Here is a 23813-nt window from a genome sequence, read left to right as displayed (position 1 = left end):
AACAGGTCACTGGTGCTGGCGTAACAGCCAGCGCCAGATTGTGCTAACTCCGACGGGAGCAAATCCGTGAAAGATTTATTAAAGTTTCTGAAAGCGCAGACTAAAACCGAAGAGTTTGATGCGATCAAAATTGCGCTGGCCTCGCCAGACATGATCCGTTCATGGTCTTTCGGTGAAGTTAAGAAGCCGGAAACCATCAACTACCGTACGTTCAAACCTGAACGTGACGGCCTTTTCTGCGCCCGTATCTTTGGGCCGGTAAAAGACTACGAGTGCCTGTGCGGTAAGTACAAGCGCCTGAAACACCGTGGTGTGATCTGTGAGAAGTGCGGCGTTGAAGTGACCCAGACTAAAGTACGCCGTGAGCGTATGGGCCACATCGAGCTGGCGTCTCCGACTGCCCACATCTGGTTCCTGAAATCTCTGCCGTCCCGTATCGGCCTGCTGCTTGATATGCCGCTGCGCGATATCGAGCGCGTACTGTACTTCGAATCTTATGTAGTTATCGAAGGCGGTATGACTAACCTGGAACGTCAACAGATCCTGACTGAAGAGCAGTATCTGGACGCGCTGGAAGAGTTCGGTGACGAATTCGACGCGAAGATGGGTGCGGAAGCTATCCAGGCTCTGCTGAAAAGCATGGATCTGGAGCAAGAGTGTGAAACTCTGCGCGAAGAGCTGAACGAAACCAACTCCGAAACCAAGCGTAAGAAGCTGACCAAGCGTATCAAACTGCTGGAAGCCTTCGTACAGTCTGGCAACAAGCCAGAGTGGATGATCCTGACCGTTCTGCCGGTTCTGCCGCCAGATCTGCGTCCGCTGGTTCCGCTGGATGGTGGTCGTTTCGCAACGTCGGATCTGAACGATCTGTATCGTCGCGTTATCAACCGTAACAACCGTTTGAAGCGTCTGCTGGATCTGGCTGCGCCGGACATCATCGTACGCAACGAAAAACGTATGCTGCAGGAAGCGGTTGACGCCCTGCTGGATAACGGTCGTCGCGGTCGTGCGATCACCGGTTCTAACAAACGTCCTCTGAAATCTTTGGCCGACATGATCAAAGGTAAGCAGGGTCGTTTCCGTCAGAACCTGCTCGGTAAGCGTGTTGACTACTCCGGTCGTTCTGTAATCACCGTAGGTCCATACCTGCGTCTGCATCAGTGCGGTCTGCCGAAGAAAATGGCACTGGAACTGTTCAAACCGTTCATCTACGGCAAGCTGGAACTGCGTGGCCTGGCCACCACCATCAAAGCCGCTAAGAAAATGGTTGAGCGTGAAGAAGCTGTCGTTTGGGATATCCTGGACGAAGTTATCCGCGAACACCCGGTACTGCTGAACCGTGCACCAACACTGCACCGTCTGGGTATCCAGGCATTTGAACCGGTACTGATCGAAGGTAAAGCTATCCAGCTGCACCCGCTGGTTTGTGCGGCATATAACGCCGACTTCGATGGTGACCAGATGGCTGTTCACGTACCGCTGACGCTGGAAGCCCAGCTCGAAGCGCGTGCGCTGATGATGTCTACCAACAACATCCTGTCTCCGGCGAACGGTGAACCTATCATCGTTCCGTCTCAGGACGTTGTATTGGGTCTGTACTACATGACCCGTGACTGTGTTAACGCCAAAGGCGAAGGCATGGTGCTGACAGGCCCGAAAGAAGCTGAGCGTATCTATCGCGCAGGTCTGGCCTCTCTGCATGCGCGCGTTAAAGTGCGTATCACCGAATACGAAAAAGATGAAAACGGCGAATTCGTTGCGAAAACCAGCCTGAAAGACACGACCGTTGGCCGTGCCATTCTGTGGATGATCGTACCGAAAGGTCTGCCTTTCTCCATCGTCAACCAGGCGCTGGGCAAGAAAGCTATCTCCAAAATGCTGAACACCTGTTACCGCATTTTGGGCCTGAAGCCGACCGTTATCTTCGCTGACCAGACAATGTATACCGGCTTTGCATATGCAGCGCGTTCAGGTGCATCTGTTGGTATTGATGACATGGTCATCCCAGAGAAGAAACACGAGATCATCTCTGAAGCGGAAGCTGAAGTTGCTGAGATCCAGGAGCAGTTCCAGTCTGGTCTGGTAACCGCGGGCGAACGCTATAACAAAGTTATCGATATCTGGGCTGCGGCGAACGATCGTGTATCCAAAGCGATGATGGATAACCTGCAAACCGAAACCGTTATTAACCGTGACGGCGTAGAAGAGCAGCAGGTTTCCTTCAACAGCATCTACATGATGGCCGACTCCGGTGCGCGTGGTTCCGCAGCACAGATTCGTCAGCTGGCTGGTATGCGTGGTCTGATGGCGAAGCCAGATGGCTCCATCATCGAAACGCCAATCACCGCGAACTTCCGTGAAGGTCTGAACGTACTCCAGTACTTCATCTCTACTCACGGTGCTCGTAAAGGTCTGGCGGATACCGCACTGAAAACAGCGAACTCCGGTTATCTGACTCGTCGTTTGGTTGACGTCGCGCAGGACCTGGTTGTTACTGAAGACGATTGCGGCACTCTGGAAGGAATCACCATGACCCCGGTTATCGAGGGTGGTGACGTTAAAGAGCCGCTGCGCGATCGCGTTCTGGGTCGTGTAACTGCTGAAGACGTTCTGAAGCCGGGTACGGCGGATATTCTGGTTCCACGCAACACGCTGCTGCACGAACAGTGGTGTGATCTGCTGGAAGAGAACTCCGTTGACTCTGTTAAAGTCCGTTCCGTTGTATCTTGTGACACCGACTTTGGTGTATGTGCGCACTGCTACGGTCGTGACCTGGCGCGTGGCCACATCATCAACAAAGGTGAAGCAATCGGCGTTATCGCGGCACAGTCCATCGGTGAACCGGGTACACAGCTGACGATGCGTACGTTCCACATCGGTGGTGCGGCATCTCGTGCGGCTGCTGAATCCAGCATCCAGGTGAAAAACAAAGGTAGCATCCGTCTGAGCAATGCGAAGTCGGTTGTGAACTCCAGCGGTAAACTGGTTATCACCTCACGTAACACCGAACTGAAACTGATCGACGAATTCGGTCGTACCAAAGAAAGCTATAAAGTGCCTTACGGCTCCGTTATGGCGAAAGGTGATGGCGAACAGGTTGCTGGCGGCGAAACCGTAGCAAACTGGGATCCGCACACCATGCCGGTTATCACCGAAGTGAGTGGTTTCGTCCGCTTCACTGACATGATCGACGGCCAGACCATTACTCGTCAGACCGACGAGCTGACCGGTCTGTCTTCTCTGGTGGTTCTGGATTCTGCAGAGCGTACTGCGGGTGGTAAAGACCTGCGTCCGGCACTGAAAATTGTTGATGCTCAGGGCAACGACGTTCTGATCCCAGGCACCGATATGCCTGCTCAGTACTTCCTGCCGGGTAAAGCGATTGTTCAGCTGGAAGATGGCGTACAGATCAGCTCTGGTGACACCCTGGCGCGTGTTCCGCAGGAATCCGGCGGTACCAAGGATATCACCGGTGGTCTGCCGCGCGTTGCGGACCTGTTCGAAGCACGTCGTCCGAAAGAGCCGGCAATCCTGGCTGAAATCAGCGGCATCATTTCCTTCGGTAAAGAAACCAAAGGTAAACGTCGTCTGGTTATCACTCCGGTAGACGGTAGCGAACCTTACGAAGAGATGATTCCGAAATGGCGTCAGCTCAACGTGTTCGAAGGTGAACGCGTAGAACGTGGTGACGTAGTTTCCGACGGTCCGGAAGCGCCGCACGACATCCTGCGTCTGCGTGGTGTGCATGCTGTAACTCGTTACATCGTTAACGAAGTTCAGGACGTATACCGTCTGCAGGGTGTTAAGATTAACGATAAACACATCGAAGTTATCGTTCGTCAGATGCTGCGTAAAGCCACCATCGAAAATGCGGGTAGCTCCGACTTCCTCGAAGGCGAGCAGGTTGAATACTCTCGCGTCAAGATCGCTAACCGCGAGCTGGAAGCGAACGGCAAAGTGGGTGCAACATTCTCCCGCGATCTGCTGGGTATCACCAAAGCGTCTCTGGCAACCGAGTCCTTCATCTCTGCAGCATCGTTCCAGGAAACCACGCGTGTCCTGACCGAAGCCGCTGTTGCAGGTAAACGTGATGAACTGCGCGGTCTGAAAGAGAACGTCATCGTGGGTCGTCTGATCCCGGCTGGTACCGGTTATGCGTACCACCAGGATCGTATGCGCCGCCGCGCAGCAGGCGAACTGCCAGCTGCACCGCAGGTCACTGCTGAAGATGCTTCTGCCAGCCTGGCAGAACTGTTGAACGCAGGTCTGGGCGGTTCTGATAACGATTAATCGTTGCTGACCCTAATAAAAAACCCGCTTCGGCGGGTTTTTTTATATCTATGTTTATGCCTGATGGCGCGGTGCTTATCAGGCCTACGAAGCCATCCGGCTGTATCATTAATTTACCGGTGGTAACCGCCGATAAAGCTCAATCATATCGCCGGCCAGATCCTGAATCACCATGGCATTCATCAGGTGGTCCTGCGAATGGACTGTGATGAGATTGACCGGTAACTTTCCCGTACCTTCGTCTATACCGATAAGTTGGGTCTGAATTTTATGCGCTTGTTTAACGAACTCGCGTGATTCCGTCATCGCTTGTTCTGCACCCGTGAAATCACCTTTACGCGCCAGTTGCAGCGCTGTGAGGGCCTGGCTGCGGGCAGCACCCGCATTCACGAGTAATTCCATGATGATTGTTTCTAACTCTTCCATGCCATTACTCCAGCAGTTTCAGTGCTTTGTCCAGTACGGCATCACCTTTCATCATGCCGTAATCCATCATATCGATAACGGCGACCTTTTTACCTAACGGGTCGGCGAGCGCCTGCAGCTTGGCCTGTTCATACTTAACCTGCGGACCGAGTAAAACAATATCTGCAGTGGCGATATTTTCTTCAAACTCAGCCACCGGGACTGCTTTGATAGTCACATCGACGCCTTTTTTCTGGGCGGCATCTTTCATCCTTTGCACCAGCATGCTGGTGGACATTCCGGCGGCACAGCATAAAACGATGTTTTTCATAGTGAGTCTCGATCAACAGGTATTTCTTGATAATTATCTCGTGCGGGCAACAGCAACAACCGCTTTGCGACGATTGTGTGTCTGGCATCACAAAGAAATGCCATTTTTCCTGAAACCGGTTACAAATGAGACTCAGGCCGGCCTGGTCTGACCCAAAAAGCCGTTTTTCCCATAGTGCTCAGGCGTAGATATTAATAATTACTGTCAATAAAGACATGTTATTAAAAACAGTATTGACACTGTTTTTTAAACCCGTATGTTAATACTTAACAGCGGAGAAATAGTCATTTGCTGTTAAATTAGTAAGTGTTAGTAGCGTTTGATAGGGGGTTGCGATAAGGGCCACGAAATATTCTGTTGTATGGGATAGTCGATGCTGAAGTTATTATCCTGGCACATCGACAATGTTTTCAGGCTCTGTAGTTGATTTATCTAATCGCAAAGTAGTGAAAAAAGTGCGACGATGTAAGGCCATGATTTAATAGTTAATGTTGGCAGGTTTCTTTTATAAGAGCTTGCAAGGGAAGTAAGGCCACGCATCAAAGAGTATATGTCGCAAGGGGAAGTGTACTTGTTTAGGTCGCCATTCTTGAGTTTTATTATCAAGCTGGCTGGGTTTATTTAACGATAAATAGAGGAAAGTGTTAGTCAGTATCAGCATCCAATATTATCAGTGATAAACGTGTACATTTAAAATGTAGTATCAACAGCAGTACAAAATTGTTAAGTCTATTAATGTTAAATCTGAAGTTTGTAGTAACTTAAAGCCCTGGCTGCAACGGTCAGGGCTTTTATTATTTGTATATCAATGCGTTAACTTTTCGCGCAACCGCACTGGCTCAACATTTCACCTGTTGATGGGTATTAAATAAATTAATGCTTGCATAATGATTAGAAGCAAGTCTACTATAGCGACATCGGTTTGGAACACAGACCTTATGCAAGCAGTTTTAGTAAAGCAGTTCTCAGTTCAAGCGTTATCCTCAGATACTCTTCTTCATGAGCCTCCTCCCTAAGTGCCCCATAAGTTAATTTCTGCAAAACAGGCCATCTTCGCTGCATAAGCGGCTCAAAAACATGAAAGGAAGTATCTATGTCTAACAAAATGACTGGTTTAGTAAAATGGTTTAACTCTGATAAAGGCTTCGGCTTTATCACTCCTCAGGACGGTAGCAAAGATGTATTTGTGCATTTTTCAGCCATCCAGAGCAACGATTTCAAGACATTAGACGAAGGTCAAAAAGTGGAGTTCTCTGTTGAGAACGGCGCTAAAGGTCCGTCTGCTGTTAACGTTATCGCGCTGTAATTGCCGATAATCTCACGAACGCTTACGATAGCGATGAAGGCCAGAGCCTGAGCAGTTAAGTGACAGTGAAGAAAAAACCCGCGAAAGCGGGTTTTTTCGTTTGTGCGATCTCCTCAGATTTACGACACCTGAGACGCCCTTCCCAGATAGCTGTCCCAGTCTTTCCACACGGGTTGTAATCCCTGTGCAATCAATGCGTCGGCAACGGCTTGCGGTCGACGATCGTCGTGCGGAGAGAACTGTTCCAGTTCAGGATGATTATCAGCGTAACCACCGGGTTGCGTTTTCGAGAAAGCGCTGACGTTGTTGATCGCCAGTGGGATCACATGGTCGCGGAACCACGGCGATTCACGGGTGGAAAGCGACAGTTCAATGTCCGGCGACAGCAAGCGAAATGCACAAATGGTTTGCACCAACTGGCGTTCATCCATAATTGACGCCGGCTCTACACCTCCGGAACACGGACGTAGTCTCGGGAAGGAGATGGAGTAACGGCTCTGCCAGTAATGTTGCTGCATCCACAGCAGATGCTCGGCGACCATATAACAATCAACCCGCCAGCTATCGGACAAACCAATCAACGCGCCAAGACCGATTTTGTCGATCCCTGCGCGGCCCAGCCTGTCCGGCGTTTCCAGGCGCCAGAAGAAATCCTGCTTTTTCCCTTTTAAATGGTGACGAGCGTAAGTTGCCTCATGATAACTCTCCTGATACACCATCACGCCATCCAGCCCCAGCGTCTTCAGCTCGGCATATTCAGCCTCTGACAGCGGCTGTACCTCCATCTGTAATGAGGCGAACTGGCGGCGAATAGCGGGTAAGTGGCGACGAAAGTAATCCATCCCCACTTTTGCCTGATGTTCACCGGTGACCAGCAGCAGGTGCTCGAAACCCAGCTCGCGGATGGCCGCGCACTCCCGTTGTATCTCATCTTCGTCCAGTGTTTTGCGTTTGATACGGTTGCTCATCGAAAAACCGCAGTAGGTGCAGTCATTGGCACACAGATTAGAGAGATACAACGGCACGTAAAAGCTCACTGTGTTACCAAAACGCTGGCGGGTGAGCTTTTGCGCCCGCTGCGCCAGCGGCTCCAGATAGGCGGTGGCGGCAGGGGAGAGCAAGGCCATCAAGTCATCGCGTGTGAGTTGCGAGGCATTGATCGCCCGTTCCACATCCGCCGCGGTTTTACTGTGGATGCGCAGGCGGATGTCGTCCCAGTCCAGCTGTCGCCAGCGATCGGCGAAAGTTTTCATGAGAAGGCCTCCAGAAACCCAGTGAGTGGGCTGGTGGGACTTGCCTGCGAACTTTTGCTTCCTGGTACCGCCTGGCGTGCCAGCAAGCCCGCTTCAACGGCCAGGCGGAAGGCGGTTGCCATCATCACCGGGCTGTCGGCCACGGCAATAGCTGTGTTGACCAGAACCGCATCGGCCCCCATCTCCAGCGCCTGCGTAGCGTGGCTGGGAACGCCGATGCCGGCATCAACCACCACCGGAACGGTCGCCTGCTGGATAATAATCTCCAGCATCGCTTTGGTTTCCAACCCCTGATTAGAACCGATGGGCGCGCCGAGCGGCATCACCGCCGAACAGCCAACCTCTTCCAGCCGTTTGCACAGCACCGGGTCAGCGCCACAGTAAGGCAGTACCACGAAGCCCTGTTTCACCAGTGCTTCCGCAGCTTTCAATGTTTCGATCGGATCGGGTAACAGCCAGCGGGCGTCCGGGTGGATTTCTAATTTCAGCCAGTTTGTGCCCAACGCTTCACGCGCCAGGTGGGCGGCAAAAATAGCCTCTTCAGCGGTTTTTGCTCCCGAAGTGTTGGGCAACAGCGTCACACCAGCTTCTACCAACGGCGCCAGAATGGCATCGTTGTGCTGACGTAAATCCACGCGCTTCATGGCCAGCGTCACCAGTTGGCTGCCGGAGGCGCGAATCGCCTCGACCATCAGCTGCGATGAGGCAAATTTTCCGGTGCCGGTGAACAGATGCGAATCAAACGTTTTGTCGGCAATACGTAACATATCAACCCCCTGCAATAACCTGAAAAAGCAGGATCTGGTCGCCTTCCTGCACGATTTGCTGCTCCCACTGCTCGCGCGGCAGGATCTGCTGATTGAGTGCCAGTGCCGCACCCGGTTTAAGCTGATTAAGCGCAGTGAGCAGCCCACTGACGGTTTGTCCTTCGGCGCACTGCATCGGCTCATCATTGAACTGAATCTGCATGTTGCCCTCCGCATACCGGGCAGCCGCTGGCACGTCGTAGCGCGAGGCTGCGCCACTGGCTGGTTTTACCGTCAAACAGGCGTAGCTCTCCGCTGGGCGTCTCAATACCGCTGAGCAATTTAATCGCTTCCAACGCCTGCAAGGTGCCCATCACGCCCACAACCGGTCCGACGATACCGGCGGTACGGCAGTTGCGTTCAGGCTCTACATCCTCCGGCCACAGGCAGCGGTAACAGCCTTGTTCCCACGGGGGCGTCAGTACCATCAGTTGGCCGCCAAAGCCGACGGCGCTGGCGGTGATGAGCGGGGTGTCGAGTGTTACGCAGGCGGCGTTAATTTCCTGGCGCGTGGCCATGTTATCGGTACAGTCGAGCACCACATCGGCACGCGCTACCGCATGCCGGAGCGCGTCGCCTTTCAGTCGCTGCTGGAGCGATACCAGTTCGATATCCGGGTTGAGCCGCGTCAGGCGCTGCTGGGCAACCTGCGATTTTGAACGCGCGATATCATCAGTGGTAAACAGTATCTGGCGCTGCAGATTGCTCAGATGAATGTCGTCATCGTCTACCAGCGTCAGTTTGCCGATGCCAGCTCCCGCCAGATACAGCGCAGCAGGCGAACCTAACCCGCCTAAACCGACAATCAGCACATGGCTATCGAGTAGCTTTTGCTGGCCTTCAATGGCGATATCGCCGAGCAGGATCTGCCGGCTGTAACGCATAAAGTCGCGGTCATTCATCGCCCACTCCCGCGATATCCAATAACTTCGCCGTGGCGGTCTGCCAGTCAGCCGCCTGGGTAATGGCGCTGACCACGGCAATGCTGCCGACGCCGGTCGCCAGCACCGCCGGGGCGCGCTCAAGGCTGATACCGCCAATGGCGACGGTCGGGTAATCCGCTAGTCGTTCAATATGGTTTGCCAGTTGCGTAAGTCCCTGCGGAGCGGAAGGCATCTGCTTGGTTTGCGTGGGGAAGACATGACCCAGCGCGATATAAGAAGGTTTAGCGGCGAGCGCGACGTCGATCTCCATATCATCGTGAGTGGACACCCCCAGGCGCAGCCCCGCCGCCTGAATCGCCTTCAGGTCGGTGGTTTCAAGGTCTTCCTGGCCCAGATGCACGCCGTAAGCGTGGTGCTTAATTGCCAGACGCCAGTAGTCGTTGATAAACAGCCGGGCGTTATAGCAACGACCCAGTTCAATGGCGGCGATAACGTCGGCTTCGACCTCTTCATCACGCTTATCTTTAATGCGCAGTTGGATCGTACGTACGCCCGCCTGCAGCAGGCGTTCAATCCATTGCACGCTGTCCACCACCGGGTAAAGCCCGAGGCGGAACGGCACGGTTGGGAAATCAGGCTGGTACATTACTCCTCCTCTTTTTTGAGGTAGATTTCGCCGCCTTTGGCACGGAAGTTCTCCGACATATCCGCCATGCCGACTTCAATCGTTTGTGCAGCAGCGTAGTCGCGAACCTCCTGGCTGATTTTCATCGAGCAGAACTTCGGTCCGCACATGGAGCAGAAGTGGGCGACCTTGCCGGACTCCTGTGGCAGTGTTTCATCGTGGTAGGCACGGGCTGTGAACGGGTCGAGCGCGAGGTTAAACTGGTCTTCCCAGCGGAATTCGAAACGCGCTTTCGACATGGCGTTATCGCGGATCTGCGCGCCCGGATGACCTTTTGCTAAGTCAGCTGCGTGGGCGGCAATCTTGTAGGTAATCAGCCCTTGCTTCACATCTTCTTTGTTCGGCAGGCCGAGGTGCTCTTTTGGCGTGACGTAGCACAGCATCGCGCAGCCAAACCAGCCGATCATCGCCGCACCGATCCCGGAAGTGAAGTGGTCGTAACCTGGCGCGATGTCGGTGGTCAATGGTCCTAAGGTGTAAAACGGTGCTTCATGGCAGTGCTCCAGCTCTTCGGTCATGTTGCGCTGGATCATATGCATGGGTACATGACCCGGGCCTTCAATCATCACCTGCACGTCGTATTCCCAGGCGATTTTGGTCAGCTCACCCAGCGTATGCAGCTCGGAGAACTGTGCTTCGTCGTTCGCATCCTGAATTGAACCCGGGCGCAGGCCGTCACCCAGCGACAAAGAGACGTCGTAGGCGGCGCAGATTTCGCAAATCTCGCGGAAATGTTCGTACAGGAAGTTCTCTTTGTGATGAGAAAGGCACCATTTCGCCATGATCGAACCACCGCGTGAGACAATACCGGTCAGGCGTTTGGCGGTCATCGGCACGTAGCGCAGCAGCACGCCCGCGTGAATGGTGAAGTAGTCGACGCCCTGTTCGGCCTGCTCCAGCAGCGTATCGCGGAAAGCTTCCCAGGTGAGATCTTCGGCGATCCCGTTGACCTTCTCCAGCGCCTGGTAGATCGGCACGGTACCAATTGGCACTGGGCTGTTACGCAGTATCCATTCACGGGTTTCGTGAATGTAGCGGCCGGTGGAGAGATCCATCACCGTGTCCGCGCCCCAGCGCGTCGACCACACCAGTTTTTCTACCTCTTCTTCGATAGAGGAGGTGACGGCAGAGTTGCCGATGTTGGCGTTAACCTTCACCAGAAAGTTGCGACCGATAATCATCGGCTCGGATTCCGGGTGGTTGATGTTGGCAGGAATAATCGCGCGGCCCGCGGCTACTTCATCACGCACGAATTCCGGTGTGATGTTTTCCGGCAGGCGTGCGCCAAAGTTCATCCCCGGATGCTGGTGGCGAAGCACTTCACTGCGAATGCGCTCGCGGCCCATGTTTTCACGGATGGCGATGAACTCCATCTCCGGGGTCACTATTCCCTGGCGGGCGTAGTGTAGCTGGGTGACACACTTACCGGCTTTGGCGCGCTTTGGCGTCAGCAGGCCGGTGAAACGCAGTTCGTCCAGGCCATCGTCGGCCAGACGTTCTTTGGTATAAGCGGAACTACGGTCGTCTAATTCTTCGCTATCGTTACGTGCCGCAATCCACGCCTGGCGCAGTTTTGTCAGACCCTGCAGGACGTTAATCGCCACGTCAGGATCGCCATACGGTCCGGAGGTGTCGTATACCGGAACGGCTTCGTTCTCTTCGAACTGCGGGTTGTCTTTGCTACCGCCAGTCAGCGTCGGGCTGAGCTGAATTTCGCGCATCGGAATGCGGATATCCGGCTGCGAACCGGTAATATAAATGCGTTTTGAGTTAGGGAAGGCGGTCCCTTCCAGGGTATCGATAAAGTGTTGGGCTTGAGCGCGCTGTTCGCGGCGTGATGGTTTAGTAGTGGCAGACATAGCTCATTCCAAATAAAAGTAAGGATATGGCTTGTCAGACGACGGATGAAGCAAGAGATAAGCTCGCCCGGGGGGCGATGCTATTGCAGATTGACTCTTGTTCCCTTCGCAGGTTTTAACCTGATCAGGTTCCGCGGATCCCGAATTAACGGTCTCAGCCTTTTCCACTCATGCTGCTGTGGAAAATAAGCACTCCGACAAGAAGTAACCTCAGTAAAGAGGCAATGAATGTAAACTACGCGTTAATGCCGTAAATCTCAAGCATGACGTTTGAGAGTGCTACTCTCGTGCATCGCGTCAAATACCAGCATGATCAGCTTATCTTCCAGCACGAATCGGGCTTCTAGCGCTTCGCCGAGATCCGATAAAACCTGTTGAAATTCAAGGAAGTTATCATGATCAATCGCAGTTTCCAGGCTGGAATCATAGTAGTCCATGATCAGCTGCGTATTGGCTTCCAGCAGCGGCCAAATTTTTGTGGCTTTTAAAAGCTGCCCGTTCCCTTCCAATTTATGGAGAATACGTTCATAAATACTGAAGTGTCCGGTGGAGAGGTAATCGACCAGGCTCTGACAAAAATCATCCAGCGCCTTTTCATTGAGTCGCATGTACGATTCTTTGCCAGGCTTAATGCCAACCAGATTGTAGTAAGCCACGAGCAGGTGCTTACGTACATGTAGCCAGCGATCAACCAGTTTATTACTTCCTCCGACGTGCTCCGTCAGGCTTTCCAGCTGGTTTAGCATGATTGACTCCGCAAGATGGTGTTTAGGAACTGCTCACCCGTAAATGTAAAAATAATGTAAACAACATGCCTGTGAAGCAAAGGTTGCGCAAGAGATATGGATCGTATAATTGAAAAATTAGATAGTGGCTGGTGGATCGTCAGTCATGAGCAAAAGTTATGGTTACCTCATGGCGAGCTACCTTATGGCGACGCAGCCCGTTTTGATCTGATTGGTCAGCGCGCGCTGCCAATAGGCGAGTGGGAAGGGGAGACTGTCTGGCTGGTGCAGCAGCAGCGTCGACACGATATGGGGTCGGTGCGCCAGGTCATTGACCAGGACGTTGGCCTGTTTCAACTGGCCGGACGCGGCGTACAGCTGGCAGAGTTCTATCGCTCGCATAAATTCTGCGGCTACTGCGGCCATCCCATGCACCCGAGTAAAACGGAGTGGGCGATGCTCTGTAGCCACTGCCGTGAACGTTATTATCCGCAAATTGCTCCCTGCATAATCGTCGCTATTCGCCGAGATGATTCCATCCTGCTTGCCCAACATGTTCGCCATCGTAACGGCGTGCATACCGTACTGGCGGGTTTTGTCGAAGTGGGCGAGACCTTGGAACAGGCGGTAGCGCGTGAAGTCATGGAAGAGAGCGGCATTAAGGTGAAAAACCTGCGCTATGTCACTTCTCAGCCGTGGCCATTCCCGCAGTCTTTGATGACCGCATTTATGGCGGAGTATGATAGCGGCGAAATCGTCATCGACCCGAAAGAGCTGCTGGAAGCGAACTGGTATCGCTATGACGATTTACCGCTCTTGCCTCCGCCGGGTACTGTCGCGCGTCGATTGATTGAAGATACTGTGGCAATGTGTCGGGCTGAGTACGAGTAAAGAGCGAGTGGTGATACACTGACGGACTGACGCAATAAGGAACTGCAAAAATGACCGAACTGAAGAACGATCGTTATCTGCGTGCGCTGCTGCGCCAGCCCGTTGATGTCACTCCGGTATGGATGATGCGCCAGGCGGGCCGCTATCTACCGGAATACAAAGCTACCCGTGCCGAAGCGGGCGATTTTATGGCGCTGTGCAAAAATGCCGAGCTGGCCTGCGAAGTCACGCTGCAGCCGCTGCGTCGCTATAAACTTGATGCCGCGATCCTCTTTTCGGACATTCTGACTATCCCGGATGCGATGGGACTTGGGCTCTATTTTGAAGCCGGGGAAGGCCCACGCTTTACCTCTCCTGTCACCAGTAAGGCTGATGTGGAAAAACTGCCCGTTCCAGACCCGGAAGATGAGCTGGGCTACGTGATGAATGCAGTACGTACCATTCGGCGTGAGCTGAAAGGTGAAGTGCCGCTGATCGGCTTCTCTGGCAGCCCGTGGACGCTGGCGACCTATATGGTTGAAGGTGGCAGTAGCAAAGCGTTTACCGTGATTAAAAAGATGATGTATGCCGATCCAAAAGCGCTACATCTGTTGCTTGATAAGCTGGCGAAAAGCGTCACGCTGTACCTGAACGCGCAGATCAAAGCGGGCGCGCAGTCGGTGATGATTTTCGATACCTGGGGGGGCGTGCTGACCGGTCGCGACTATCAGCAGTTCTCCCTGTATTACATGCACAAAATCGTCGATGGCCTGCTGCGCGAGAACGAAGGTCGTCGTGTACCGGTGACGCTGTTTACCAAAGGCGGCGGTCAGTGGCTGGAAGCGATGGCGGAAACCGGCTGTGATGCGTTAGGTCTCGACTGGACCACTGACATTGCCGATGCGCGTCGTCGTGTTGGTCATAAAGTGGCGCTACAGGGCAATATGGACCCGTCGATGTTGTATGCACCACCGGCGCGTATCGAAGAAGAAGTGGCAACGATTCTGGCTGGATTCGGTCAGGGTGAAGGTCATGTCTTTAACCTGGGTCACGGTATTCACCAGGACGTGCCGCCGGAACATGCGGGTGTCTTTGTGGAGGCGGTACATCGGTTGTCCGAACAGTACCACCGCTAAGGAGTCATCATGGATCTCGCGTCATTACGCGCACAGCAGCTTGAACTGGCCTCTTCAGTGATCCGCGAGGATCGTCTGAAGAACGATCCGCCGGATCTGATCGGTGGGGCGGATGTCGGGTTTGAGCAGGGCGGTGAAGTGACGCGGGCTGCGATGGTCCTGCTGAAATATCCCACGCTGGAGCTGGTTGAATACAAGGTGGCGCGTATTGCCACCACCATGCCGTATATTCCCGGCTTTCTCTCCTTTCGCGAAACTCCCGCGCTGATGGCCGCCTGGCAACAGCTGTCACACAAGCCGGACCTGCTGTTTGTCGATGGGCACGGCATTTCCCATCCTCGCCGTCTGGGCGTCGCCAGTCATTTTGGTCTGCTGGTGGATGTTCCGACGATTGGTGTGGCGAAAAAACGACTGTGCGGCAAATTTGAACCGCTCGCCGCCGAACCCGGGGCTCTAGCGCCGCTGCTGGATAAAGGTGAGCCGCTGGCCTGGGTCTGGCGCAGCAAAGCACGCTGTAATCCGTTGTTTATCTCTACGGGTCACCGCGTGAGCATGGACAGTGCCCTGGTGTGGGTGCAGCGCTGTATGAACGGCTATCGTCTGCCAGAACCAACACGCTGGGCAGATGCGGTAGCATCTGAACGCCCGGCTTTTACGCGGCTTGCAGCAAAAAAGGCCCATATCGGGTAAACTGCCGCTAATTTCCGTATTTGAGAGCTCATCATGTTACAAAACCCGATTCACTTGCGTCTGGAGAAGCTGGAAAGCTGGCAGCACGTTACGTTTATGGCCTGCCTGTGCGAGCGCATGTATCCCAACTACGCGATGTTCTGCAAGCAAACTGAATTTGGCGATGGGCAGATTTATCGTCGAATCCTGGATTTGATTTGGGAAGCGCTGACGGTTAAAGATGCCAAAATCAATTTTGACAGCCAACTGGAAAAATTTGAAGAGGCTATCCCGTCGGCAGATGATTACGATCTGTACGGCGTTTATCCTGCGATTGATGCCTGCGTGGCATTAAGCGAACTGATGCATTCACGTCTGAGTGGCGAAACGCTGGAACATGCTATTGAAGTCAGTAAGGCTTCAATTACCACAGTCGCGATGCTGGAAATGACCCAGGCCGGTCGCGAAATGACCGATGAAGAGCTAAAAGAAAACCCTGCCGTTGAGCAAGAATGGGATATTCAGTGGGAAATATTCCGACTTTTGGCTGACTGTGAAGAACGCGATATTGAGCTGATAAAAGGGCTGCGAGCAGACCTGCGCGAGGCTGGCGAGAGCAATATTGGTATAAATTTTCAGCAATGACACAACAAAACGTGATTTAACGCCTGATTTGTCGTGCCTGAAGGCTTCCCATCCGCCCCCCGTCTGGTCTACATTTGGGGGGCGAAAAAAAGTGGCTATCGGTGCGTGTATGCAGGAGAGTGCTTTTCTGGCATTTCCGTCGCACTCGATGCTTAGCAAGCGATAAACACATTGTAAGGATAACTTATGAACAAGACTCAACTGATTGATGTAATTGCAGACAAAGCAGAACTGTCTAAAACACAGGCTAAAGCTGCTCTGGAATCCACTCTGGCTGCTATTACTGAGTCTCTGAAAGAAGGCGATGCTGTACAACTGGTTGGTTTCGGTACCTTCAAAGTGAACCACCGTGCTGAGCGCACTGGCCGCAACCCGCAGACCGGTAAAGAAATCAAAATCGCCGCAGCTAACGTACCGGCATTTGTTTCTGGTAAAGCACTGAAAGACGCGGTTAAGTAATTCGCGTGGCAGTGAACAGTTTTAACGAAGGGGCGGTTTCGCCCCTTTTGTCCATCTGGCGTCATACGCTCTGGCTTTCAGGTGTGCTGTTGCTGTCGGCCTGTAGTCGTCATTCCGAGCTTCCTCCGTTCACGGCCAGCGGTTATGTTGGCGAGCAGGGGGCGGTACGCGTCTGGCGTAAAGATTCCAGTGACGATGTTCACTTGCTCTCGGTATTGAGTCCGTGGCGTAACGGCGATACCACCACCAGTGAATACCGCTGGCAGGGAGATACGCTCTCTCTGATAGAACTCAATGTTTACAGTAAACCGCCGGAACATATTCGCATCCGCTTCGATGACCGCGGCGAACTGAGTTTCATGCAACGTGAAGTCGACGGGCAAAAGCAGCAGCTTTCCAGCGATCAAATCGCGTTGTACCGCTATCGTGCCGATCAAATTCGCAAGACCAGCGATGCGCTGCGTCAGGGGCGTGTGGTTTTACATCAGGGACGCTGGCATGGTGCTGAACGCACGGTTACTACGTGTGAAGGCGAGACAATTAAGCCCGATTTAGATTCGTGGGCGATAAGTCATATTGAGCGCCGCCAGAGCCACTCGTCGGTCGACGTGAGCGTGGCATGGCTGGAAGCGCCCGAAGGGTCCCAGCTACTGCTGGTTGCCAATGAGGATTTTTGTCACTGGCAGCCGAAAGAGAAAACATTTTAACGTCGGATGGTGACGCAAATGCGTCTTATCCATCTGTAGGCCTGATTAGCATAGCGCCATCAGGCATTAAGTCCTTTACCAGTGCCCCATCCCTATATGACCACCGCCGCGATAGTTACCGCCGCATCCGCCGTAGCCCATTCCCGCGCCACGTGGCACGCCAGCCTGCGCCATTGCGACATCGCGTTTAACGCGCTGCTCGTCCAGAGACTGATTCAACGCTTCCATCTCTTTTGCTACGGCATTAATTTTTGCCGTGTCCGGTGAGCTGGCTGTTAATAGTGCATTGTACTCATAACGTTTGGATGTCAGCTGTTGACGCAACGCGCTGGTCTGGGAATAGTAATCATCATAGATTTTCTGCGCGGCAGCCTGCTGCTCAGCGGTCATTGGCATACCGCCCCGTTGCTGCATTCCGTCGCCATATCCCCAGTGATTCTGCGCCAGTACCGGGGTGGAGCCCAGTGCGATAAGAGAGAGTGCAATCAGTGCCAGTTTGTTGTTCCGTTTCATCGTTCGTTCTCCTGTTGGTTAGCTTACATTCCCTTTTGCATCTTCCGTGCCAGACCGGAGACTCCCGTTCTGCAGGCATCACGCGTGGTTTGCCTGGTGCAAAGTGAGTAAAAATGACTCGCCTGAGCGTAACCAGCGGGTCATTTTTACCCGCTGGCTTTCAGCAGTTTGTGTCCGAGGGCAGGGTTATCAGGGGGAAAAAATGGCATGATTTCTGCTGTATACCTGCGACGATGAAAGGAACTAGCGGGTGAAGGGAGAGCGTATGCGTCTTTATAAGGATACGGTGGCAAAGTGGTTGAGCCGACTCTTGCTGGCGGCAATCCTGGTTTTGGTCGGCTGGTTTTCGATTATGACCATTCGGGACTATGGGCGGGAAAGTGGCGCCGCACGGCAAACGTTGCTGGAAAAAGGCAGCGTGCTGATCCGCGCCCTGGAGTCTGGTACGCGCGTAGGCATGGGGATGCGTATGCATCATGCCCAGCAGCAGACGCTGCTGGAGGAAATGGCTGTACAACCCGGTGTGTTATGGTTTGCCGTTGTTGATGAACATGGCGTCATTATTACCCACAGCAATTCCGCGATGGTCGGTAAAACGCTCTATTCATCGGATGTCCTGCGACAGCTTAGCCCAAGGGAGCAAGAAAGCTGGCGGAATATTGAAATCCCAGCCAGGGATGGTGAAAAAACGCCGGCCCTGGAAATTTATCGCCAGTTTCAGCCGATGTATGGTCCAGGACGCCATGGCATGGCACGCTGCGTCAGCAATGACGGGCAGCTTATCACCCCTGCACAAACCATATTTATCGCCTTTGATGCCAGCGATCTGGCCGCGACTCAGGCAAGGGAGTGGCGTAACACCCTGATAGTCCTCTCTGCGCTGGCGGCCGTGCTGCTGGCCACCGTGCTGACGTTCTTCTGGTATCAGCGCTATCAGCGTTCGTACAAGGAATTGCAGGATGCGATGAAGCGGAAAGAAAAACTGATGGCGCTTGGGCATCTGGCGGCCGGGGTTGCACATGAGATTCGCAATCCGCTTTCATCGATCAAAGGCTTAGCGAAGTATTTTGCCGAACGAACCCCAGCAGGAGGCGAGTCGCACGAGCTGGCACAGGTGATGGCGAAAGAGGCAGACCGCTTAAATCGAGTGGTGAGCGAACTCCTTGAACTGGTGAAACCCGCGCACCTTGCGCTCCAGAAAGTGGATCTCAATGAAGTCATCACTCACTCATTGCATCTGGTAAGTCAGGATGCTCAAAGTCGGGAAATTCAGTTACGGTTTACGGTAAATCCTGCACTACCAACCATTCAGGCCGATCCTGACCGGCTGACGCAGGTCCTGCTGAACCTGTATCTGAACGCCATTCATGCGATTGGTCACCAGGGCACGATTACGGTTGAAGCGAGTGAAAGCAGCGCCGAACGCGTTAAAATTGTGGTTGCCGATAGCGGAAAGGGAATTGCACCTGAGCAGTTGGAGGCGATATTTACACCTTACTTTACGACCAAAGCCGATGGTACGGGGCTGGGGCTGGCGGTTGTGCAGAACATAGTCGAACAGCACGGTGGTACCATTCAGGTGGCAAGCGTTGAGGGCAAAGGCGCGGCCTTTACCCTTTGGCTGCCGACCAAAGCGAAACAACAGGATTAACAAGGATGACGCGCGGAAAAATCACTATTCTGGTGGTAGATGACGATATCAGCCACTGCACCATTTTACAGGCGCTGCTGCGTGGCTGGGGTTATGAGGTCGTGCTGGCCTATAGCGGGCGGGCGGCGCTGGAGCTGGTGCACGAACATGTTTTCGATCTGGTGTTGTGCGATGTGCGCATGGCGGAGATGGACGGCATCGCAACGCTCAAAGAGATTAAAGCGCTGAATCCGGCGATTCCGGTATTGATTATGACGGCGTTTTCCAGCGTGGAGACCGCCGTAGAAGCACTGAAAACCGGTGCACTGGATTACTTAATCAAACCGCTGGATTTTGACCGTCTGCAGGACACGCTGGAAAAGGCATTGGCACATACGCGGGAAAGCGGTGCGGAACTGCCGTCGGCAACGGCTGCGCAGTTTGGCATGATTGGCAACAGTCCGGCGATGCAGCAACTGCTTAATGAGATTGCGATGGTGGCCCCGTCGGACGCCACAGTGCTTATTCATGGTGATTCCGGGACGGGGAAAGAGCTGGTGGCCCGGGCGCTACACGCCAGCAGCGCACGCAGTGAGAAACCACTGGTGACGCTCAACTGCGCGGCGCTGAATGAGTCGCTGCTGGAGTCCGAGCTGTTTGGTCATGAGAAAGGCGCCTTTACCGGTGCGGATAAACGCCGGGAAGGGCGCTTTGTTGAAGCCGATGGCGGCACGTTATTTCTTGATGAGATTGGCGATATCTCGCCGCTGATGCAGGTGCGCCTGCTGCGGGCTATCCAGGAGCGGGAAGTGCAGCGTGTTGGCAGCAACCAGACTATTGCGGTTGATGTTCGGCTGATTGCCGCCACGCATCGCTGCCTCGCGGAAGAAGTCAGCGCCGGGCGCTTTCGTCAGGATCTCTACTATCGCCTGAACGTCGTCACCATTGAAATGCCTGCTTTACGCCAGCGTCGGGAAGATATTCCGCTGCTGGCTGAGCATTTTCTCCAGCGTTTTGCCGAACGTAACCGCAAAGCGGTGAAAGGCTTTACGCCACAGGCGATGGATCTGCTGATCCACTACGATTGGCCGGGGAATATTCGCGAGCTGGAAAATGCAATTGAACGGGCGGTAGTGTTGCTGACGGGGGAATATATCTCTGAGCGTGAGCTGCCGATGGCAATCGCGGCAACGCCGATAAAAGCAGAGTTCAGTGGTGAGATCCAACCGCTGGTGGATGTTGAAAAAGAGGTGATCCTGGCGGCGCTGGACAAAACGGGCGGCAACAAAACCGAAGCCGCCCGTCAGTTAGGTATTACACGCAAAACGCTGCTGGCGAAAATTTCGCGTTAGCGCTGCTCGCGTTCGATGGCACGCCAGCCGATGTCGTTACGGCTAAAGCTGCCATCCCAGCGAATATCCGTCATTAAGGCGTAAGCACGTTGCTGTGCTTCGGCAACGGTATGCCCCAATGCGGTGGCGCACAGTACGCGACCGCCGTTGGTCAGCACGCGATCGTCATCTGACAATGTCGTACCCGCATGGAATACTTTAGCGCCTTCGATTTCCTCTAACGGCAGGCCGTGGATCTCATCACCGGTGTGGTAGTTGCCCGGGTAACCGCCCGCGGCAATCACCACGCCCAGAGAAGCGCGTTCGTCCCACTCGGAGGTTTTCTCATCCAGCTTGCCCTCGCAGGCGGCCAGGCAAAGATCCACCAGATCCGACTTCATGCGCAGCATGATCGGCTGGGTTTCCGGATCGCCAAAGCGGCAGTTGAACTCGATAACCTTCGGATTGCCCTGCTTGTCGATCATCAGGCCCGCATACAGGAAGCCAGTGTAGGTATTCCCTTCCGCCGCCATGCCTTTTACGGTTGGCCAGATGATGCGTTCCATGGTGCGCTGGTGCACTTCATCAGTCACCACCGGGGCAGGGGAGTAAGCCCCCATCCCGCCGGTATTCGGACCGGTATCGCCGTTGCCCACGCGTTTGTGGTCCTGGCTGGTGGCCATCGGCAGCACGTGCTCGCCGTCGACCATCACGATAAAGCTCGCTTCTTCGCCGTCGAGGAACTCTTCGATAACAATGCGGTGGCCCGCATCGCCAAAAGCGTTTCCTGCCAGCATGTCATGAACGGCGGCTTCGGCTTCTTCCTGCGTCATCGCCACGATAACGCCTTTACCGGCGGCCAGACCGTCGGCTTTGATAACAATCGGTGCGCCTTTCTCACGCAGATAGGCCAGCGCTGGCTCAATCTCAGTGAAGTTCTGATATTCCGCGGTCGGGATATGATGACGGGCGAGGAAATCTTTGGTGAAGGCTTTGGAGCCTTCCAGTTGTGCAGCACCTTCGGTTGGGCCGAAAATTTTCAGACCGGCGGCGCGGAAAGCATCGACTACGCCAATTACCAGCGGCGCTTCCGGACCAACGATGGTCAGATCGATCTTCTCGTTCTGGGCAAAGCTCAGCAGTGCAGGGATATCGGTTACCGCGATAGCCACGTTTTGCAGTGCAGGTTCCAGTGCGGTGCCCGCGTTACCCGGTGCAACAAAAACGGTATCGACCAGCGGCGACTGCGCCGCTTTCCAGGCCAGGGCGTGCTCGCGCCCGCCGTTGCCAATCACTAATACTTTCATCGTCTGCTCCGTGGATTAATGGCGGAAGTGGCGCATGTCGGTAAAGATCATCGCGATACCGTGTTCATCGGCAGCGGCAATGACTTCGTCATCACGGATAGAACCACCGGGCTGGATAACGCAGCTCACGCCAACGGCGGCAGCGGCATCAATACCATCGCGGAACGGGAAGAAGGCGTCAGAGGCCATGGCGGAGCCTTTTACTTCCAGACCTTCGTCAGCCGCTTTAATCCCAGCGATTTTCGCGGAGTACACGCGGCTCATCTGGCCGGCGCCTATGCCGATAGTCATGTTCTCTTTGGCATAAACAATGGCGTTGGATTTCACGAACTTCGCCACTTTCCAGCAGAACAGCGCATCGCGCAGCTCTTGCTCGGTCGGCTGGCGTTTAGACACCACTCGCAGTTCGCTTTCGCTCACCATACCCAGATCCCTGTCCTGAACCAGCAGGCCGCCGTTAACGCGTTTGAAGTCGAGGCCCGGTACACGTTGTGCCCACTGGCCGCAGGTCAGAACGCGAACGTTCTGTTTGGCGGCGGTGATTTTCAGTGCGTCTTCGGTTGCGGACGGGGCGATGATCACTTCCACGAACTGACGGGAGATAATTGCCTGTGCGGTTTCGGCATCCAGTTCCCGGTTGAAAGCGATGATGCCGCCGAACGCGGAAGTCGGGTCGGTTTTATAGGCGCGGTCGTACGCGTCCAGAATAGAGGTACTTACCGCTACGCCACACGGGTTAGCGTGCTTAACGATCACACAGGCTGGCTCGCTGAACTCTTTCACGCACTCCAGCGCCGCGTCGGTATCGGCGATATTGTTGTAGGAAAGCGCTTTGCCCTGTACCTGCTGTGCGGTGGCAACGGACGCTTCTTTAACATTCTCTTCTATATAGAAGGCAGCCTGCTGGTGGCTGTTCTCGCCGTAGCGCATATCCTGCTTCTTAATGAAGTTCAGGTTCAGCGTACGCGGGAAACGACCGGCGGCTTCTTTGCTCTCACCGTGGTAAGCCGGAACCATGCTGCCGAAGTAGTTGGCAATCATGCTGTCGTAGGCGGCTGTGTGTTCGAAGGCTTTAATTGCGAGATCGAAACGGGTGTCGAGGGTCAGAGAGCCTTCGTTAGCATCCATCTCTTTAATAATGGCGTCGTAGTCGCTGCTCTTCACCACGATGGCAACATCTTTATGGTTCTTGGCGGCGGAGCGCACCATGGTTGGGCCACCGATATCGATGTTCTCTACTGCATCTTCCAGCGAGCAACCTTCGCGTGCCACGGTTTCGGCAAATGGGTAAAGGTTAACGACAACCATATCGATAGGGGCGATGCCGTGCTGTTCCATAATTCCGTCATCCTGACCGCGACGACCAAGAATGCCGCCGTGGACTTTCGGATGCAGGGTCTTCACGCGTCCATCCATCATTTCCGGGAAGCCGGTGTAATCGGAAACTTCGGTCACTGGCAGACCTTTCTCCGCTAACAGGCGCGCAGTGCCACCTGTAGACAGCAGCTCCACACCGCGTGCGGAAAGTGCCTGAGCGAATTCGATGATACCGGCCTTGTCAGAAACACTGAGCAGAGCGCGGCGGACTGGACGACGTTGTTGCATGGTAAATCCCCTGGATTTGACTATTACAGAGAGCGTTAGGTGAATTCTTGCGTAAAAACTCAGCTAACGCCCCTTACGGGGCATCCTTGTTGTGCGGGGGCATTGTAACGAAAACGTTTGCGCAACGCTCGCGAATTTTTCTCTTTCCCCCAATTCCATTATTTCATCTCTATTGATAAGGGATAAAACCAAGTGACTCTCGAAAGAGATCCTTATTTTTGTGGATAACTCTGTGTGTAAATGGGTATAAGACGGGCTTTTGCTGGGGATTGCAGCAGTCAGTCATTTTTCTGTCATTTAAGGGTTGCGGGCTGAGGGAAACTCCCTATAATGCGCCTCCATCGACACGGCGGATGTGAATCACTTCACACAAACAGCCGGTTCGGTTGAAGAGAAA

At 54.0% G+C, this 23813-nt stretch carries 22 protein-coding genes and 1 riboswitch; of the genes, 10 read left to right on the top strand and 12 right to left on the bottom strand.

Annotated elements, in window-relative coordinates; translation table 11 throughout:
* Positions 1-66 precede the first annotated feature (66 nt).
* Positions 67-4290, top strand: a complete 4224-nt coding sequence (gene rpoC, locus RYZ59_RS23130) for a DNA-directed RNA polymerase subunit beta' (RefSeq protein ID WP_005132891.1) — start codon at positions 67-69, stop codon at positions 4288-4290.
* Between the two features lie 108 nt (positions 4291-4398).
* Here the strand turns inward: rpoC and RYZ59_RS23125 are convergent, their stop codons facing one another.
* Both RYZ59_RS23125 and RYZ59_RS23120 read right to left on the bottom strand, forming a co-directional pair.
* On the bottom strand, positions 4399-4716 hold the full coding sequence (locus tag RYZ59_RS23125; protein WP_137383233.1) for a PTS lactose/cellobiose transporter subunit IIA: 318 nt from the start codon (positions 4714-4716) through the stop codon (positions 4399-4401).
* A 4-nt stretch (positions 4717-4720) separates the two neighbouring features.
* Complete coding sequence (locus RYZ59_RS23120) at positions 4721-5026, bottom strand: PTS sugar transporter subunit IIB (protein WP_103772092.1); 306 nt, start codon at positions 5024-5026, stop codon at positions 4721-4723.
* A 1093-nt stretch (positions 5027-6119) separates the two neighbouring features.
* On the opposite strand from RYZ59_RS23120, the gene cspA reads away from it, so the two are divergent.
* Complete coding sequence (gene cspA, locus RYZ59_RS23115; RefSeq protein WP_005132883.1) at positions 6120-6332, top strand: RNA chaperone/antiterminator CspA; 213 nt, start codon at positions 6120-6122, stop codon at positions 6330-6332.
* A gap of 119 nt (positions 6333-6451) precedes the next feature.
* Here cspA and thiH read toward each other — a convergent pair whose 3' ends face one another.
* The 7 genes from thiH to RYZ59_RS23080 all read right to left on the bottom strand — a co-directional run bounded on the left by thiH (position 6452) and on the right by RYZ59_RS23080 (position 12565).
* Complete coding sequence (gene thiH / locus RYZ59_RS23110; RefSeq protein WP_318050926.1) at positions 6452-7585, bottom strand: 2-iminoacetate synthase ThiH; 1134 nt, start codon at positions 7583-7585, stop codon at positions 6452-6454.
* Positions 7582-8352, bottom strand: coding sequence for a thiazole synthase (thiG, locus tag RYZ59_RS23105; RefSeq protein ID WP_318050928.1), 771 nt, complete (start codon positions 8350-8352; stop codon positions 7582-7584). Before thiG ends, thiH begins: the two co-directional genes overlap by 4 nt.
* Position 8353: 1 nt before the next feature.
* On the bottom strand, positions 8354-8554 hold the full coding sequence (thiS, locus tag RYZ59_RS23100; protein WP_016155307.1) for a sulfur carrier protein ThiS: 201 nt from the start codon (positions 8552-8554) through the stop codon (positions 8354-8356).
* A complete protein-coding gene (locus RYZ59_RS23095) occupies positions 8535-9293 on the bottom strand; it encodes a HesA/MoeB/ThiF family protein (RefSeq protein ID WP_318050929.1) in 759 nt (252 codons plus the stop codon). Before RYZ59_RS23095 ends, thiS begins: the two co-directional genes overlap by 20 nt.
* Positions 9286-9921, bottom strand: coding sequence for a thiamine phosphate synthase (thiE, locus tag RYZ59_RS23090; RefSeq protein WP_318050931.1), 636 nt, complete (start codon positions 9919-9921; stop codon positions 9286-9288). Before thiE ends, RYZ59_RS23095 begins: the two co-directional genes overlap by 8 nt.
* The gene (gene thiC / locus RYZ59_RS23085; protein WP_318050932.1) at positions 9921-11819 is read right to left on the bottom strand and encodes a phosphomethylpyrimidine synthase ThiC; all 1899 of its coding nucleotides are present in this window, start codon (positions 11817-11819) and stop codon (positions 9921-9923) included. The genes thiE and thiC overlap by 1 nt, the downstream gene beginning before the upstream one ends.
* Before the next feature lie 84 nt (positions 11820-11903).
* Positions 11904-12026: riboswitch (TPP riboswitch) on the bottom strand.
* A 50-nt stretch (positions 12027-12076) separates the two neighbouring features.
* Entirely contained in the window at positions 12077-12565 is a 489-nt protein-coding gene (locus RYZ59_RS23080; RefSeq protein WP_003826892.1) for an Rsd/AlgQ family anti-sigma factor, read from the bottom strand.
* Positions 12566-12661: 96 nt separating this feature from the next.
* Between RYZ59_RS23080 and nudC the strand changes: the two genes are divergently transcribed.
* The 6 genes from nudC (at position 12662) to RYZ59_RS23050 (ending at position 17030) form a co-directional block, all read left to right on the top strand.
* Positions 12662-13435, top strand: coding sequence for an NAD(+) diphosphatase (gene nudC / locus RYZ59_RS23075; protein ID WP_003033074.1), 774 nt, complete (start codon positions 12662-12664; stop codon positions 13433-13435).
* 50 nt (positions 13436-13485) lie between these two features.
* Entirely contained in the window at positions 13486-14550 is a 1065-nt protein-coding gene (hemE, locus tag RYZ59_RS23070; RefSeq protein ID WP_318050934.1) for a uroporphyrinogen decarboxylase, read from the top strand.
* Positions 14551-14559: 9 nt separating this feature from the next.
* Positions 14560-15240: a deoxyribonuclease V gene (gene nfi, locus RYZ59_RS23065; RefSeq protein WP_318050936.1), complete on the top strand. Its 681-nt coding sequence runs from the start codon at positions 14560-14562 to the stop codon at positions 15238-15240.
* 33 nt (positions 15241-15273) lie between these two features.
* The gene (locus RYZ59_RS23060; RefSeq protein WP_003842015.1) at positions 15274-15864 is read left to right on the top strand and encodes a YjaG family protein; all 591 of its coding nucleotides are present in this window, start codon (positions 15274-15276) and stop codon (positions 15862-15864) included.
* Positions 15865-16050: 186 nt separating this feature from the next.
* On the top strand, positions 16051-16323 hold the full coding sequence (hupA, locus tag RYZ59_RS23055) for a nucleoid-associated protein HU-alpha (RefSeq protein WP_001044509.1): 273 nt from the start codon (positions 16051-16053) through the stop codon (positions 16321-16323).
* Between the two features lie 11 nt (positions 16324-16334).
* The gene (locus RYZ59_RS23050) at positions 16335-17030 is read left to right on the top strand and encodes a DUF1481 domain-containing protein (protein WP_202039642.1); all 696 of its coding nucleotides are present in this window, start codon (positions 16335-16337) and stop codon (positions 17028-17030) included.
* A 75-nt stretch (positions 17031-17105) separates the two neighbouring features.
* Here the strand turns inward: RYZ59_RS23050 and zraP are convergent, their stop codons facing one another.
* On the bottom strand, positions 17106-17543 hold the full coding sequence (gene zraP / locus RYZ59_RS23045; RefSeq protein ID WP_318050938.1) for a zinc resistance sensor/chaperone ZraP: 438 nt from the start codon (positions 17541-17543) through the stop codon (positions 17106-17108).
* A gap of 265 nt (positions 17544-17808) precedes the next feature.
* On the opposite strand from zraP, the gene zraS reads away from it, so the two are divergent.
* The gene (gene zraS / locus RYZ59_RS23040) at positions 17809-19194 is read left to right on the top strand and encodes a two-component system sensor histidine kinase ZraS (RefSeq protein WP_318050940.1); all 1386 of its coding nucleotides are present in this window, start codon (positions 17809-17811) and stop codon (positions 19192-19194) included.
* Positions 19195-19199: 5 nt separating this feature from the next.
* A complete protein-coding gene (gene zraR, locus RYZ59_RS23035) occupies positions 19200-20525 on the top strand; it encodes a sigma-54-dependent response regulator transcription factor ZraR (protein ID WP_318050941.1) in 1326 nt (441 codons plus the stop codon).
* On the opposite strand, the gene purD is transcribed toward zraR, so the two are convergent.
* The gene (gene purD, locus RYZ59_RS23030; RefSeq protein ID WP_318050943.1) at positions 20522-21811 is read right to left on the bottom strand and encodes a phosphoribosylamine--glycine ligase; all 1290 of its coding nucleotides are present in this window, start codon (positions 21809-21811) and stop codon (positions 20522-20524) included. The two genes, zraR and purD, sit on opposite strands and share 4 nt — an antisense overlap.
* Positions 21812-21826: 15 nt before the next feature.
* Positions 21827-23416, bottom strand: a complete 1590-nt coding sequence (gene purH / locus RYZ59_RS23025; RefSeq protein ID WP_318050945.1) for a bifunctional phosphoribosylaminoimidazolecarboxamide formyltransferase/IMP cyclohydrolase — start codon at positions 23414-23416, stop codon at positions 21827-21829.
* Positions 23417-23813 lie beyond the last annotated feature (397 nt).

The sequence above is a fragment of the Citrobacter sp. HN-141 genome, assembly GCF_033341895.1.
GTDB lineage: Bacteria > Pseudomonadota > Gammaproteobacteria > Enterobacterales > Enterobacteriaceae > Citrobacter.
This window is presented reverse-complemented; position numbering and strand designations above follow the sequence as displayed.